The organism is Rhodococcus sp. p52, assembly GCF_000763325.2.
GTDB classification, from domain to species: Bacteria; Actinomycetota; Actinomycetes; order Mycobacteriales; family Mycobacteriaceae; genus Rhodococcus; species Rhodococcus pyridinivorans.
The window spans coordinates 2,901,046-2,915,315 of record NZ_CP016819.1; the positions used below are offsets into that span (position 1 = coordinate 2,901,046).

Here is a 14,270-nt window from a genome sequence, read left to right on the forward strand (position 1 = left end):
AGCCAGATCCGCCTCCCGACGGCGCAATGTGCACGCCATATTTCGGCATCGTTCCCGACATGCCTGTCGGGTCGAATATCCGGTGACGGGCGGAAAGCCTCGCCCGAAAGGAGATCCACATGAAGGTCACTGTCGTTGCCGGTAACCCGAAGCCCGGCTCCCGTACGCTCGACGCCGCCACCGTGCTGGCCACCGCGCTCACCGGGGAGGCCCCCGATCACGTGGTCGACGTCGTCACTCTCGGTCCGGGCCTGCTCGGCTGGGGCGACGACGCGGTGAAGGAGGCGGTCGAGACCGTCGCCTCCTCCGACCTCGTGGTCTTCGCCAGCCCGACCTTCAAGGCCACCTACACCGGCATCCTGAAGTTGTTCCTCGACCAGTTCGCGACCGGCGACGGTCTGCGCGACGTCACGGCGGTGCCGCTCATGCTCGGCGCCGGCCCGGCCCATGCGATGGCGCCCGACCTGCTGCTCAAGCCCGTGCTCGTCGAACTCGGCGCCACCTGCCCCGCCGCGGGGCTGTACCTGATCGATTCCACCTACACCACCGACACCCGGATCGCCGAGTACGCCGAGCGCTGGGCGCCGGTGCTGCGATCCACCATCCGGACGGAGGCACGATGACCACCCTCGCCCTCGACGGCGCCACCCTGCGCCGCGCGTTCGCCCACGTCCCCTCGGGTGTCGTCGCGATCTGCGCCGACACCGGCAGTGGGCGGATCGGCATGGCCGCAAGCACGTTCGTTCCCGTCTCCCTCGACCCGCCGCTGGTGGCGTTCTGCGTGCAGAACAGTTCGACCACCTGGCCGAAGCTCGAAGCGCAGCCGCGCCTGGGCATCAGCGTCCTGTCGTCCGAACACGACATCGCGGCCCGGGTGCTCGCAGCTAAGAACGGCGACCGGTTCGGGGGCATCGAGACCGAGACCCGTGACAGCGGAGCGTTGTTCATCGACGGCTGCGGTGTGCGGATGGACGTGTCGATCGAACAGCAGGTGCCGGCCGGCGATCACGCGATCGTCGTGCTGCGCGTGCACGAACTGTTCTGCGACGAAGCCGATCACGCGACGGAACCGATCGTCTTCCACCGCAGCTCGTTCCGGCGTCTGGTGGCGTCGTGAGCCGCATCGAGGCGGCGCTCGAGGCGTTGCGGGCGGGCAAGCCGGTCCTCGTCTCGGACGCCGCGGACCGGGAGAACGAGGGCGACGTCATCCTCTCCGCGCAGCACGCGACCCCGGAATGGATCGCGTGGACCGTCCGACACACCTCGGGTCTGCTGTGCGCCCCGATGACCGGTGCCCGCGCCGACGCCCTGGACCTGCCGGCAATGGTCGCCGACAACCAGGATCCGAAGCAGACCGCCTACACCGTCACGGTCGACGCCGCGCGAGGCGTCACCACCGGCATCAGTGCCGCGGATCGTGCTACGACCCTGCGTGTGCTCGCCGATCCGACGGCCACCTCGCGCGATCTGATCCGCCCCGGCCACATTCTGCCGTTGCGGGCCCGCCCCGGTGGAGTGCTCGAGCGTCCCGGTCACACCGAAGCCGCCGTCGACCTGTGTGCACTCGCGGGTCTGCCGCAGGTCGGTGTGATCGCCGAGCTCGTCTCCGACGACGGATCGATGATGCGCATGCCGGAGATCGAAGCGCTGGGAGCGCAGTACGACCTGCCCGTGCTCACGATCGAGGAGTTGATCCGCTACCGCGCGGCGCATCCGTTTCCGTCACCGGTGGTGCCGTCCGGACGGGTCGTGAGGGCCGACGAGGCATCGATGCCGACCCGCTTCGGAACCTTCCGTGCCGTCGGCTATCTCGACCGCCACACCGGCGCCGATCACATGGCGCTCATCGCCGGACCGTTGGGTGACGCCCCGCTGGTCCGGGTGCATTCGGAGTGTCTGACGGGCGAGTCGTTCGCGTCGCAGCGCTGCGAGTGCGGCCCCCAGCTGGATACCGCGCTGGAACGGATCGCTCAGGAAGGCGGCGTCCTCGTCTATCTGCGCGGACACGAAGGCCGGGGGATCGGCCTGCTCAAGAAGCTCGCGGCCTACCGACTGCAGGACGGCGGCTTCGACACGGTCGCAGCCAACCTCGAACTCGACGAACCGGCCGACGGACGCGAATACGGCGGCGCCGCGGCGATACTCCACGATCTCGGCATCGGCTCGGTGCGACTGCTCACCAACACCCCCGCCAAGATCGCCGGACTCGAGGACAACGGCATCGTCGTCGCAGGGCGGGAACCGCTGCACGTCGGCGTCGCACCGGCGAACGTGCGGTATCTCGAAACGAAGCGGCGACGGATGGGGCACATGCTGCCCGCGGCGCAGAACTGAATCGGATCCTCGCTGCACGAACCGAGGTTCGCCCCTGCTGCAGCAGGGGCAAACCTCGTTTCGGCGAGCGAACCCGGACACTGTCGGAATTCTCGAACGCACACTTACCGCGCGTCCTACGGTTGTCGGCATGGGCACGCCCGGCATCGACCAGTGGGTCCTCCACGTCGACCTCGATCAGTTCATCGCTGCGGTCGAGGTGCTGCGCAATCCGGAGTTGGCGGGCCGTCCGGTGGTGGTCGGCGGTCGCGGCGATCCCACCGAGCGCGGCGTGGTCTCCACTGCGTCCTACGAGGCGCGGGCGCACGGGGTGGGGTCGGGGATGCCGCTGCGGGTCGCTGCGCGCAAGATACCCGACGCGGTCTTCCTCCCTGTCGACGCCGATACCTACAACGAGGTATCGCAGGTCGTGATGGACACCCTCCGCGGCTTCGGCACGGTCGTCGACGTGCTCGGATGGGACGAGGCGTTCATGGGCGTGCAAACCTCCGATCCGGAAGCGTTCGCGCGCGAGGTGCAGGCCGCCGTGCTCGACGCGACCGGGCTGCACTGTTCCGTCGGGATCGGCGACAACGTCCTGCGCGCGAAGATCGCGACGGGTTTCGGCAAGCCCCGCGGGATCTTCCGGTTGACGCGCGACAACTGGTTCGCGGTGATGGGGGAGCGCTCACCCGATTCGTTGTGGGGCATCGGTTCGCGCACGGTGAAGAAACTCGACGACATGGGCATCCGCACGGTCCGCGAGCTGGCGAGTGCCCCGGTCGACGAGATGGCGGCGCGGTTCGGACCCAAGATCGGCCCGTGGCTCGTCGGCCTCGGCGCCGGTGCGGGTTCGACGGAGGTGTCGGCGGAACCGTGGGTGGCGCGGTCGCGCAGTCGGGAGACGACCTTCCAACACAATGTCGGCGACTGGAACGCGATCACCGAGTGCGTGCGCGACCTCGCGGCGCGGGCCGTCGACGACGTCCGAGGTGAGAGGCGTGAGGGAGTGCGGGTCGCGCTGAAGATCCGCTACGCGCCGTTCGTCACCCACACCGCGAGCGTCGCTCTTCCATCGCCCACCACGGATCTCGCGACCGTCACGGAGGCCGCCGTCGGACTGCTCGACCGGTTCGATCACGAGCGGGAGGTCCGGCTCGTCGGAGTGCGGGTGGAGATGACGCCACCGGAGAACGTGCGGTCGCAATAGCGGCTGGCAGACTGGGCCCGGTGCGATCGGTGACCAGGACACGGGGACCTCTACGACCACCGGAGGCCGCCGCAGCGGCGGTCTTCGGGACGTTGACGGCTGTGCTGTCGGTCGTCGCGGGACTGATACCCGTCGGAGTCGCTCAGGTGCTCGTCGCGCTCCCCGTCGCCTTACTCGCCGCCACCGGCCGCCTGCGCGCGATCGTCGCTGCGACGGTCGCCGCCGGGGTCGTTGCGCTCGTGGCCGGTGGGCCGTTCGCCGTCGCCGCGGTCGTCGTCCTGTCCGGTATCGGAACCCTCGTCGGGTTCGCGCACCGTCGGTGGGGTCACGCGGCGGTGCTCGCGGTGCTGGCTGGATCCGTCCCGGCCGGGCTGCTGCTCGCGGCGGTCGCGTGCGGTCTGCTGCTGTTGTTCGACCGGACCCGGATCCTGCTGCTCGAGGCACTGGAAGCCTCGATGCGCGGCACGCTCCGTGCGTTCGAAGCCGCAGGTGCGGGTGAGCAGTTCGTCGACACCTGGGACCGGACCCTCGAGATCATGGTGCGGCTGTGGTGGGTGTGGATCGGTGGCGCAGTGCTCATCGGGACCGTGGGCACCGCACTGCTGTGCTTCGGGATCTTCCGGGTGGTCGCCCTGCGCAGTACGTGGGCGACCCGATCGGTCGACTGGCCCGAGCAGGACCCCACGGCCGACCCGGCTCCGCTGCCCGTCGCACTGCGTCTGGCCGGCTACCGGTATCCGGGAACCGACCGCGACGCCCTGTCGGACATCGACCTCACGATCGACCCGGGGGAGTTCGTCGCGATCGTCGGCGGCAACGGCTCGGGCAAGTCGACACTCGTGCGGCTGCTCGCGGGACTCGAGCCGACCGTCGGCCTGGTCGACCGGCCCGGACCCGTCGGGCCGGGACGCCCCGGTGGCACCGCGATGATCCTGCAACATCCCGAGAGCCAGGTGCTCGGTCGCACGGTCGCCGAGGACCTGCGGTGGGGGATCGACGACGTCGACGTCGACGATCTGCTCGCCCGCGTCGGCCTGGCCGGGATGGCGGACCGCGCCACGGAAGATCTGTCCGGCGGGCAACTGCAGCGACTGGCACTGGCGGGCGCACTCGCCCGGCGACCCGCACTGCTCATCGCCGACGAGATCACCGCGATGGTCGACGCCGACAGCCGCGCGGACCTGATCCGCCTGCTCGCCGACGCCGCGCGGGAGGGCATCGCGGTCGTGCTCGTCACCCACCTCGACGACGAGGCCCGCGCCGCCGACCGGATCGTGCACATCGCCGACGGCCGGATCGTCCCGCGGGTCGCGGCGCCGCCACCCCCGGCGCCGGTGCCTGCTACCGTCCCGTCCTTCCCGCAGCCGATCCTCGAACTGCGCGACGTCACGCACATCTACGCGGCCGGCACACCTTGGGCACACACCGCGCTGCGCGACGTGTCGCTGACGATCTGCCGCGGTGAAGGGGTACTGGTCGTCGGGGAGAACGGTTCGGGCAAGTCCACGCTCGCGTGGATCGTCGCCGGACTGATGCGCCCCACGCGCGGAACGGCCGTGCTGCACGACACCCCGACGGCCGATCTGCACGGAGAAGTGGGCATGGTCTTCCAGCAGGCACGGCTGCAATTGCAACGACCGACCGTGGCCCAGGAGATCTCCGAGGTGGCCGGGCTTCCGCACACCGACCGCGGCTACGTCGCCGCCGTCCTGCACCGGGTGGGTCTGCGTCCCGAACTGATCGACCGGCCGATCGACCGGCTCAGCGGAGGCGAGATGCGGCGGGGCGCGATCGCCGCCCAACTCGCCCGCACCCCGCGGGTGCTCGTGCTCGACGAACCGCTGGCCGGACTGGACCTGCAGGGCCGCCGCGAGGTCGTGTCGATCCTCGCCCATCTACGCGCGGTCGAGCACGTCACCGTCGTCGTCATCTCCCACGACCTGCACGGAATGGAAGAGGTGTGTTCACGCACCGTGGTACTCGAGGACGGACGCATCGTGGAGCAGACGGGAGCGGTGATCGCATGAGTCGCACACGCACACGCACGCGCACACGCCAGCGGCGCCCGATCATCCTGCTGCGGCCCGTGCCTCGGGAGACACCCCTGCACCGGGTGTGGGCCGGCACGAAGGTCCTGTCGGCAGCGGCGCTGTCGGTGGCGGCGAGCTTCGCTCCGAGCTGGACCGGACTCGGCATCCTGCTCAGCGTGCTGGTCGTGGGTGTGCTCGTCGCACGGATCCCGCGCGGGGTGGTCCCGACGATTCCGTGGTGGGTGTTCGCGGTCCTCGCCGTCGGCCTGGTCCTCAACGCAGCGGGTGGCGGGCTCACCGCCTACGTCCGGACGATGCTGCTCGGCGTGGGTTTGCTGGTCCTTGCGTCGCTGGTCGGGTGGACGACGCGACTGTCCGACCTCGTCGACGCCCTGCCCGTGTTGTTCGCCCCGCTGCGACTGTTACGGCTACCCGTCGACGAATGGGTGACGGTGTGCGCGCTGGCGCTGCGGATGCTGCCGACCGTTCGCGCCGAGATGCGGGTGCTGTTCGCCGCGCGCAAGGTCCGCGGCCGGCCCGGCATCCGCACTCCGGCGGGATGGTGGCAGGAGGTGGCCGACTCCGTCGGCGCGGTGGTGTCGGTATCCATGCGCCAGGTCCGCGATCTCGGCGACGCGCTGGCGGTACGGGGACCACGATCGGCGACCCGCCGGGGTCCTCGATCGGCGACCCGCCGGCCGCTGCGACTGCGGCTCGGGGACGTCCTGACGGTGCTGGTCGTGGCAGGCGCGTGCACGGCGATCACCGTGTGGGGTTGACCCGTCAGTTGCGGTTGTGCGAAGCGGTGTCCTTCGAACGCGAGCGGATGCGCCGGACGATCCCGTAGCCGATCACCGCCACGACGACGGCGATCACGACGTACTGCAGCGCCGAGGCGTACGGTTCGACGGCGCTCCAGTTCTCGCCGAGCTGATAACCGGCCAGCACGAAGATCGAGTTCCAGATGAGGCTGCCCGCGGTGGTGAACGCGAGGAACTGCCAGATCGGCATCCGTGTGACACCGGCGGGGATGGAGATGAGGCTCCGGAAGACGGGCACCATCCGGCCGAAGAAGACGGCCTTGCGTCCGTGCCGCTGGAACCAGGCGGTCGAACGGTCGAGGTCCTCGACATCGACGAGTGGAAGCTTCCGCATGACCGCGCGAATCCTGTCCTCACCCACCCAACGGCCGATCGAATAGAGACCGAGAGCGCCGACCACGGAACCGAGGGTCGTCCAGAACAGCGCACCGAACAGGGTGAAACTGCCCAGGCTCGCGGCGAACCCGGCGAGCGGCAGGATGACCTCGCTGGGAAGCGGCGGAAAGAAGTTCTCGAGAGCGATCGCGATGCCGGCGCCGACACCGCCGAGGCGATCCATCAACTCGAGCGCCCATCCTGCGAGACCGTCCGTGGGGGCTGACTGTGAATCCGCGACACTCATCCACCCGACCCTACCGAGGGGTCGTCGAGGTTTCCGCTCGTACGGATCGAAACAGTTCCGGTCTGCTCGATCGGCGAGAAGGATGGCGGCGAATGTCGCTCTCCACCCCGAGGGCCGATCCGGAAGGTGATCTCCAGTGACGATCGTTGTCGTCGCGGGCAACCCGAAGCTCGCGTCCCGCACCCTCGACGCCGGAGCCCGCCTCGCCACGGCCCTCACCGGACGAGAGCCCGATCACGTTGTGGATGTGATCACACTCGGTGGTAGAACTGGGGCGCTATGCCCAGCCCCCGGCCTGTATCTTCACGATTCGACCTACACAACCGAGATCCGTATTGCGGACTACGCCGAACGCTGGTCGTCGGTGCTGTCCGCCGCACTTCGAAACGAGGCCGCCTCATGACCACTCTCGACGGACCGTCTCTGCGCCAGGCATTCGCGCACGTCCCCTCGGGCGTCGTCGCGATCTGCGCGGAGGTGGACGGGGAGCGGATCGGGATGGCGGCGAGCACCTTCGTGCCGGTGTCCCTCGCCCCGCCGCTCGTCTCGTTCTGCGTGCAGAACACCTCGACCACGTGGCCGCGACTGTCGTCGCTCCCGCACCTGGGCATCAGCGTGCTCAGCGAGGAGCACGACGGCGCCGCGCGGGTGCTCGCCGCGAAGAACGGCGATCGCTTCGCCGGTATCGACATCGAGAGTCGCGAGGGCGGTGCCCTGTTCGTCTCCGGCACGAGCGTGCGCATGGACGTGACCGTGGAGCAGGAGGTCCTGGCCGGCGATCACGCGATCGTCGTGCTGCGCATCAACGAACTGCTCACCGACGCCGACGTAGAGCCCATCGTGTTCCACCGCAGCTCGTTCCGCCGCCTGCTCGCGTCCTGACCCACAGACGAACGATTTCGGTGGTTCCGGCCCCGCTCAGCGGGGCCGGAACCACCGAAGTCTTCTAGGGCGGTGGTGTTCCGACCGGTCGTCGCGGCAGCCGTCCGGTTCCGAACAGCGCTGCGATCGCGAGCAGTGCTGTTACGGCGAACGCGGCGCGTAGCCCTTCGAGTCGAGCGTCGGCGTTGACCGCGACGAGTGCTTCCGTTGTGGACGGGTCGACACCCGCCTCGTCGAGCCCGGTCCGCAACTGGGTCGTGGACAGGAACGGCACACCGGAGGCCAGCTCGGTCGTCGCCTGCTGCTGCACCGACGGCGGGATGTCGGAGTTGTCCTCGATTCCGGCAACGACCGATGTGGTGAGGGTGGCGATCAGGATCGATCCGATCAGTGCGGTGCCCAGCGACGCCCCGAGATTCGTTGCGGTGTTCTGCAAACCGCCGACCTCGGCGCTCTGGGAATCCGGTACCGACGAGACCGTGACCGCGCCGAGCTGGGAAGCCAGCGCCCCCAAGCCGAGACCCATCAACAACATCGGTATCGACACCACGGCCGCATCGGCACCCGGGTCCATACCGGCAACGAGGATCAGGATCCCCAGGATCATCGAACCCAGGCCCATACGCACCACACGTCGGGGATCGGCGTGGGGTCGCACTTTCGGGATCACCGTTGCGGCCAGCACCAGCGCGATCGACAACGGCAGGATTCGGACACCTGTCTCGACTGCGCTGAGTTCGAGTACGACCGACAGGAAGAGAGGGACGGAGAAGAAGACTCCGGCCTGCACCGCGAACTGTGCGAAGAACATCGTCAGACCACCGACGAGCTGTCGGTTGGCAAACAGCCCCGGATCGACCAGTGGGTCGCGGCCCTTGCTCATGAGAGCGTTCTGCCATCGCACGAATGCATAGAGCACCAGCGAGCCCGCGACGAGAAGCCAGATGACCGGGGACAGGCCCAGTACGGCGGGTGCGCCCGGCTCGGCCCGTACCCAGCCCCACTCGCTCGAGCGCAGGACGCCGTAGACGACGGATCCCAGACCGAGCACAGACAGTGCGGATCCCACGAGGTCGAGGTGGACGCGGTGAGGGGGAACGTCCTCGATGCGGCGCAGCACCAGCAGGATCAGCACTACCAGGACGACCTCACCGAAGAAGACGTAGCGCCACGACGCGAACGTCGTGACGGCCCCGCCCAGCAACGGCCCCACAGCCACGGCCGACGCACCGGCCGCCGCCACCAGACCGTACGCTGCGGAACGTCGCTCGGGAGCGAAGTTGGCCGCGACGAGCGAGACGATCGCCGGCATGATCAGGGCCGCGCCGATGCCTTCGAGCAACGACCAGCCCACCAGTAGGACCGCGAGGTTCGGGGCGAGTCCGGTGGTGAACGAGCCGATGCCGTAGATGACCAGTCCGATACCGAACGCGCGACGTCGACCGAGGATCGTGCCGGCCTTCCCGCCGGTGATCATCAGGGATGCCATCACCAGGGTGTAGAGGGTGATCGCGGTCTGGATGCCGGTGATCGTGGTGCCGACGTCCTGCGCGACGGTCGCCATCGACACGTTCATCACCGAGCTGTCGAGCGTCATCAGGAACTGGCCCGACGCCAGCACTGCGAGTACCAGTGTCGAACCCGAGCGGACCTCCGGCTGCGACGACACCTGTCCGTCCTTCGGCTCAGGTCGCCGGCAACGGCCGACAGGAGCTACTGCCGCTACCGGTGGGCACCGGCATCCGCTGCGACATGACTTCTATTCTTCGCGTTCGAACGTCACGAGCATTCCCTCGACGCCACCGGGACCGATCCGTCCCTTGATGTCGGCGGAGGGGATCGCCTTCAGGCGCCACCCATCTCGGGCATGATCGTTGAGGATCTTCTCGAGCTTGCCGCCGGACATCTTCCCGCCGAGCATGCCCTCGCGGATCTCGATCACCTTGTACGAGTACACCCGTTCAGCTTACGGTCGTCCCGCGAGAATCTCGTCGAAATCCGACGGCTGTACGTGACACTGGAAGGTGACGTTTTCGAAACCCGGAGGCAGCAGTGGAGACGATGCCGGACCGTCGGACTCTCGAGTCGGCAGTTGCGCTCGCGGGTCGCGCGCCGTCGCTTCACAACAGCCAGCCGTGGCGGTGGACTCTGGATGCGGACGAGCTTGCGCTGTTCAGCGACAGTGATCGCATCCTTCCGGCCACCGATCCGTCCGGTCGTCAGATGGTGTTGTCCTGTGGAGCAGTGCTGCACCATCTGCGGGTGGCGCTCACCGCCCGGCGCTGGGCCACGGTGGTCGAACGGATGCCGGACGCGACGAATCGTCGTTGTCTCGCGACGCTGCGCTTCCGCCGAGTTGACGCGGTGACCGACACCGACCTCCGGATGGCAGAGGCGATCGGCCGCCGACGTACCGAGCGGTTACCGATGGGGGCTCCGCAGGAGTGGGCTCGGACCGAGAGCGCTCTGCAGATGTTCGCCGAACCCGCGGGTGTCCGCCTGAGTGCCATCGCCGAACACGAGCGACCTGCACTGGAAGAGTTGTCCCGTCGCATCGGCGGTGAGCGTCGCTCCGATGCGGCCTACCAGACGGAACTTTCCTGGTGGGCCGGGCACGGGATGTACCCGGACGGAATACCTCCGGACGCACTCCCACCGGGACGGCGCACGGTAGCGACGGAGCGGGAGTTCCCTCCCGGCAACGCGACCGGCGAGTCGGCAGAGACGGAGGACCGAGCCGCGATACTTCTCCTGTCGACCACGACGGACACGCGGCTCGACTGGCTGCGGAGCGGTGAAGCCCTATCGGCCGTGCTCCTCGCGTGCACCGCCCGTGGACTGGCCACCTGCTCCGTCACGCACCTGACGGAATCCGAATCCTCACGTGCGTTCCTGCGGGAAACGGCCCGCATCGAGGGCGTGCCGCAAGTGATGATCCGGGTCGGTGTACGCGCGGGACCGGGTCCGGATGCGGCGACGCCGCGCCGTCCGACTTCCGCGATTCTGTTCCGCAAGCAATCCTGATCCCGAACTTCGGTGTTCCCGACCGAGCTCAGCGACGTCGAAACCACCAGAATCGTTCGAGGACAACAAAAGCCCGGATCAGCGGGCGGCGCCGTAGAAGCGGGAGACCCGTACACGCAGCAGCAACCTGCGATCGGCGACCATCGCGGCCCGGAAGTCGTCCCAGTCCGGATGCTCGCCCTGCACCGCTCGATACAACTCGACGAGCTGCTCGACGGTGTCGTCGTGGGGGTCCGCGGCCACCGGCGTCAGCTCGGCCTCGCCCTCCGCGACGGCGTAGGACCACTTGTCGTCGGAGTCGACGAACAGGCTCACACGCGGGTCGCGGCGCACGTTCCGGGTCTTTGCCCGGTCGTCGGTGATGGAGACGGAGAACGTGCGGGTCGCGGGCTCGTACCGGTAGGTGACGTTCGACAACTGGGGTCGCCCGTCGCGCTTGATCGTCGCGAGCACAGCGACACCGGTGGGAGGGAACAGGGCTTCGAGTGCGCTCTCGTCGGCCGGCATGGCGCCCAGCCTACGGCCGACCGTGCAGAATCGGGGCGGGGATCGGGCCGAGTACGAAGGGTAGGCATGCTGGACTACGCGCGTTACTGCGGAGAGATCGTCGAACAGACGGAACTGCTGGTGGACTCACTGGCCGGGCAGGACATGACCACACCGGTGCCGTCGTGCCCGGGATGGAACCTCGGTCAGCTCGCCCGACACATCGGCTACGGCCACCGCTGGGCGAGCGAGGCGGTCCGCGGTGAAGGGTCGATGCCGCGCACCGACCGCGCGATGCGGGAGTTGTCGGACTACGTCGACGAGGATCCGGACGAGCTGATTCCGTGGTTACGGGAAGGAGCGCGCGAATTCGGGGCCGCGTTGCGGGAGGTCGGTCCGAACATGCGGGTGTGGACACCGATCCCGGGTGGCAAGAAGACCCCGGAGTTCTTCGCCCGACGCTTCGCCCACGAGACCGTGGTGCATCGCGCCGACGCTGCACTCGCACTGGGAGCGGACTTCGAGCCGGCCCACGATCTTGCGGTGGACTGCGTGGACGAATGGCTCGACCTGGCGGTCGTCACCTGGCCACGACTCGATGTCGAACGGCACCGCGCGTTGCACGGACCCGACCGGACGCTGCATTTCCACGCGACGGACACGTCGGCGGAATGGGTCGTGGACCTGTCCGGCGAGGACTTCGCGTGGCGGCATGCCCACGAGAAGAGTGCCGTGGCGGTACGCGGCCCGCTGACGGAACTGCTGTTGGTGCTCTATCGTCGGCGCGCTGTGGGCGCAGCCGACGTGGAGGTCTTCGGCGACTCCGGGTTCCTGGCGTCCTGGCTCGACGTCAGTCCCTTCGGATAGAACGCACAGCGGGTGGCCGCACCGCGACGGGCCCGAGTGGTCGCACCGCGACGGGCCCGAGTAGTCGCACCGCGACGGCGAGACGCGGCCCCCACCTATGAACTAGACCGACAGGCGCGAGGCCGAGTACGCGTGGCGGATCGCGTCGAGTGCGCTGGTGCAGGGAATATGAGCTTCCTGCAGCGAATGGATCACCTCGGCGATCGGTCCGGACTGCTCGAAGGCGCTACCGGCGGCGACGGCCCAGGCGACTTCGCCGGGCTCGAACGTCCGGGTGGGCTTCCATCCTCGCTGAGGAGCGAGCTCGCGCAGAGTGCTCCAGTGTGCGACCTCGTCCGCATCCGGACGTCCGATGAAAAGTAGGCGGTCGTGTCCCACGGTGAACCCCTTCGTTCCTTCTCGTGCTTCGACAGGTAGGTCGTCTTCACTGTGCGCTTCGTTACATTCACCTGATCGAGAAGCGTCGCAGGTTTAGGACCTTCCACTATGTGGTACACCCGCCCGAATCCGACGGACCTGTCGGACAAGGGCGATCATCCACCGCCGTAGCGAGCCGCGAACGCGCCCGGCGTCATGCCCATGACCCTCGCGAAATCACGTACGAAATGCGGCTGGTCGGCGTAACCGAGGACCGCGGCGACCTCCGACAACGAACCGGGTTTCTCGCGCAGGCGACCGGCGGCCTCCTGCAGTCGCCGCCGCTGGATCAGCCACTTCGGGGTCAGCCCGATCCGTCGCTGGACGAGGCGTTGCAGCGCGCGCTCGCCGAGACCGAACTCCGCGCGCACCTGCTCGACCCGCAGGACGTCGGAGTTCTCCTCGACGAACGCCACCACCCGGTTGACCAGTCGCCCCTCCTCATCGATCGGCAGATGGGCGCGCAGCACGTCGTCGAACGCCTCCGTCGCGGCGCGGTGCGACTCGCGAGAGTCCGGGCCGTGTGCCATCGCCTCCCGAACCCGCGTGATCAGACGCGCGCCGGCATCGCCGAGGACATCGGTGAGGTCGACGGCCCGGTCGGTGAACGCCGCGAGCGAGGTGCCCGTGATCAGTGCCCCGGCCGCCGGGCTGAGCATGGACCCGACCGCCCAGCCCTCGCCGGTGAGGGTGACCGTGGACAGTCCGTGTTCGACACCGTAGAAGCGCGCGTAATCGTGCGCAACCACCAGTTGGCAGACCGGATAGCGCAGCACCCGCTGGGGTGCCTCCCGCCCGGCCGGCACCGACCACACGGGAATCCAGTACCGCTGCATCAGATCCGTGAGGTCGGAAGCGGCGGGATAACGGTGGATGGTGTGCGAGGCGTCGTGCGGATCCTTCAGGTGGGCACGTTCGATGTCGTCGCGACCGCCGACACGGTCGGTGTCGTCGTGACCGCCGAGGGGGTCGCCGCCGTCGGGTTTCATCAATACCTCACGCTCGCCGGTCGTCAGTATCGAGTCATGAATACAACAGCACTGCGACACGCAGAGGCCGACAAGCCGCTCACCGACGTGATCTCGTCGCTCCGCGGCACCGACTGGGATGCGCAGTCGCCGTGTGAGGGGTGGACGGCGCGCGACGTCCTGGCCCACGTCATCGACACGCAGCGGGACTTCTTCGCCGGACGCGGCGTCGAGATGGGGGAGCGGCCCGAGACCGACCGTCCTGTCGAGGCGTGGAGGACGCACACGGCACGGATCGCCGAGATCCTCGCGGACGACTCGTTCGTCTCGACGACATACGACGGATACTTCGGGCCGACCACGGTGGGTGCGACCTTCGAACAGTTCTACCTCTGGGACATGCTCGTGCATCGCTGGGACATCGCACGCAGCGCGGGGGTCGATGTGACCTTCTCGGACGCCGAACTCGACCGGATGGAGGCCGGCGCCGACAGTTTCGGCGACGCGCTCTACATGGACGGTGTCTGTGCTCCGGCGGTGCCGGTTCCCGAGGACGCAGACCGCACGGCCCGGATCCTCGCGAAGATGGGACGTCGCACGGCCGCGTCGATCGGTTAGGCCGCGTTATCG

17 protein-coding genes are annotated in these 14,270 nt (G+C 68.5%); 11 read left to right on the forward strand and 6 right to left on the reverse strand.

Features of this window, described 5'->3' with window-relative positions; all coding sequences use genetic code 11:
* The first annotated feature begins 119 nt into the window (after positions 1-119).
* From IM25_RS13395 to IM25_RS13420, 6 genes are all read left to right on the forward strand, one after another.
* Positions 120-623: an NADPH-dependent FMN reductase gene (locus IM25_RS13395; protein ID WP_016692083.1), complete on the forward strand. Its 504-nt coding sequence runs from the start codon at positions 120-122 to the stop codon at positions 621-623.
* Positions 620-1,117, forward strand: a complete 498-nt coding sequence (locus tag IM25_RS13400; protein WP_033098025.1) for a flavin reductase family protein — start codon at positions 620-622, stop codon at positions 1,115-1,117. The genes IM25_RS13395 and IM25_RS13400 overlap by 4 nt, the downstream gene beginning before the upstream one ends.
* Complete coding sequence (locus IM25_RS13405; protein ID WP_065996110.1) at positions 1,114-2,334, forward strand: bifunctional 3,4-dihydroxy-2-butanone-4-phosphate synthase/GTP cyclohydrolase II; 1,221 nt, start codon at positions 1,114-1,116, stop codon at positions 2,332-2,334. Before IM25_RS13400 ends, IM25_RS13405 begins: the two co-directional genes overlap by 4 nt.
* A gap of 130 nt (positions 2,335-2,464) precedes the next feature.
* Positions 2,465-3,523, forward strand: a complete 1,059-nt coding sequence (locus IM25_RS13410) for a DNA polymerase IV (protein WP_033098023.1) — start codon at positions 2,465-2,467, stop codon at positions 3,521-3,523.
* A gap of 29 nt (positions 3,524-3,552) precedes the next feature.
* Positions 3,553-5,550 (forward strand): ABC transporter ATP-binding protein, encoded by a 1,998-nt coding sequence (locus IM25_RS13415; RefSeq protein WP_198162490.1) that lies wholly within the window; start codon positions 3,553-3,555, stop codon positions 5,548-5,550.
* Positions 5,547-6,332, forward strand: coding sequence for an energy-coupling factor transporter transmembrane component T family protein (locus IM25_RS13420; protein WP_019288902.1), 786 nt, complete (start codon positions 5,547-5,549; stop codon positions 6,330-6,332). The genes IM25_RS13415 and IM25_RS13420 overlap by 4 nt, the downstream gene beginning before the upstream one ends.
* Positions 6,333-6,336: 4 nt before the next feature.
* On the opposite strand, the gene IM25_RS13425 is transcribed toward IM25_RS13420, so the two are convergent.
* Positions 6,337-6,996, reverse strand: coding sequence for a DedA family protein (locus IM25_RS13425; protein ID WP_033098021.1), 660 nt, complete (start codon positions 6,994-6,996; stop codon positions 6,337-6,339).
* Between the two features lie 136 nt (positions 6,997-7,132).
* On the opposite strand from IM25_RS13425, the gene IM25_RS13430 reads away from it, so the two are divergent.
* Positions 7,133-7,399, forward strand: coding sequence for a hypothetical protein (locus IM25_RS13430; protein ID WP_019288904.1), 267 nt, complete (start codon positions 7,133-7,135; stop codon positions 7,397-7,399).
* Entirely contained in the window at positions 7,396-7,878 is a 483-nt protein-coding gene (locus tag IM25_RS13435; protein ID WP_065996112.1) for a flavin reductase family protein, read from the forward strand. Before IM25_RS13430 ends, IM25_RS13435 begins: the two co-directional genes overlap by 4 nt.
* Before the next feature lie 64 nt (positions 7,879-7,942).
* Here the strand turns inward: IM25_RS13435 and IM25_RS13440 are convergent, their stop codons facing one another.
* A complete protein-coding gene (locus IM25_RS13440; protein WP_033098019.1) occupies positions 7,943-9,547 on the reverse strand; it encodes an MFS transporter in 1,605 nt (534 codons plus the stop codon).
* Between the two features lie 90 nt (positions 9,548-9,637).
* The gene (locus IM25_RS13445; RefSeq protein WP_065996113.1) at positions 9,638-9,835 is read right to left on the reverse strand and encodes a DUF4177 domain-containing protein; all 198 of its coding nucleotides are present in this window, start codon (positions 9,833-9,835) and stop codon (positions 9,638-9,640) included.
* 104 nt (positions 9,836-9,939) lie between these two features.
* Here IM25_RS13445 and IM25_RS13450 point away from each other — a divergent pair, with 104 nt between their 5' ends.
* Complete coding sequence (locus IM25_RS13450; protein WP_033098056.1) at positions 9,940-10,902, forward strand: Acg family FMN-binding oxidoreductase; 963 nt, start codon at positions 9,940-9,942, stop codon at positions 10,900-10,902.
* A 78-nt stretch (positions 10,903-10,980) separates the two neighbouring features.
* Here the strand turns inward: IM25_RS13450 and IM25_RS13455 are convergent, their stop codons facing one another.
* On the reverse strand, positions 10,981-11,418 hold the full coding sequence (locus IM25_RS13455) for a PPOX class F420-dependent oxidoreductase (RefSeq protein ID WP_371746955.1): 438 nt from the start codon (positions 11,416-11,418) through the stop codon (positions 10,981-10,983).
* A 57-nt stretch (positions 11,419-11,475) separates the two neighbouring features.
* Between IM25_RS13455 and IM25_RS13460 the strand changes: the two genes are divergently transcribed.
* Entirely contained in the window at positions 11,476-12,255 is a 780-nt protein-coding gene (locus IM25_RS13460; RefSeq protein WP_033098017.1) for a maleylpyruvate isomerase family mycothiol-dependent enzyme, read from the forward strand.
* A gap of 102 nt (positions 12,256-12,357) precedes the next feature.
* On the opposite strand, the gene IM25_RS13465 is transcribed toward IM25_RS13460, so the two are convergent.
* Both IM25_RS13465 and IM25_RS13470 read right to left on the reverse strand, forming a co-directional pair.
* Positions 12,358-12,633 (reverse strand): hypothetical protein, encoded by a 276-nt coding sequence (locus IM25_RS13465; protein WP_006552872.1) that lies wholly within the window; start codon positions 12,631-12,633, stop codon positions 12,358-12,360.
* Between the two features lie 155 nt (positions 12,634-12,788).
* Positions 12,789-13,661 (reverse strand): helix-turn-helix domain-containing protein, encoded by an 873-nt coding sequence (locus IM25_RS13470; RefSeq protein ID WP_006552873.1) that lies wholly within the window; start codon positions 13,659-13,661, stop codon positions 12,789-12,791.
* Between the two features lie 36 nt (positions 13,662-13,697).
* Between IM25_RS13470 and IM25_RS13475 the strand changes: the two genes are divergently transcribed.
* On the forward strand, positions 13,698-14,258 hold the full coding sequence (locus IM25_RS13475; protein WP_033098055.1) for a TIGR03086 family metal-binding protein: 561 nt from the start codon (positions 13,698-13,700) through the stop codon (positions 14,256-14,258).
* Positions 14,259-14,270 lie beyond the last annotated feature (12 nt).

Bases quoted from the DNA above. Each gene is read 5' to 3' on its own strand.
- IM25_RS13395 (WP_016692083.1), top strand. From the start codon at position 120: ATGAAGGTCACTGTCGTTGCCGGTAACCCGAAGCCCGGCTCCCGTACG.
- IM25_RS13400 (WP_033098025.1), top strand. From the start codon at position 620: ATGACCACCCTCGCCCTCGACGGCGCCACCCTGCGCCGCGCGTTCGCC.
- IM25_RS13410 (WP_033098023.1), top strand. From the start codon at position 2,465: ATGGGCACGCCCGGCATCGACCAGTGGGTCCTCCACGTCGACCTCGAT.
- IM25_RS13420 (WP_019288902.1), top strand. From the start codon at position 5,547: ATGAGTCGCACACGCACACGCACGCGCACACGCCAGCGGCGCCCGATC.
- IM25_RS13425 (WP_033098021.1), bottom strand. From the start codon at position 6,996: ATGAGTGTCGCGGATTCACAGTCAGCCCCCACGGACGGTCTCGCAGGA.
- IM25_RS13435 (WP_065996112.1), top strand. From the start codon at position 7,396: ATGACCACTCTCGACGGACCGTCTCTGCGCCAGGCATTCGCGCACGTC.
- IM25_RS13450 (WP_033098056.1), top strand. From the start codon at position 9,940: ATGCCGGACCGTCGGACTCTCGAGTCGGCAGTTGCGCTCGCGGGTCGC.
- IM25_RS13460 (WP_033098017.1), top strand. From the start codon at position 11,476: ATGCTGGACTACGCGCGTTACTGCGGAGAGATCGTCGAACAGACGGAA.
- IM25_RS13470 (WP_006552873.1), bottom strand. From the start codon at position 13,661: ATGAAACCCGACGGCGGCGACCCCCTCGGCGGTCACGACGACACCGAC.
- IM25_RS13475 (WP_033098055.1), top strand. From the start codon at position 13,698: ATGAATACAACAGCACTGCGACACGCAGAGGCCGACAAGCCGCTCACC.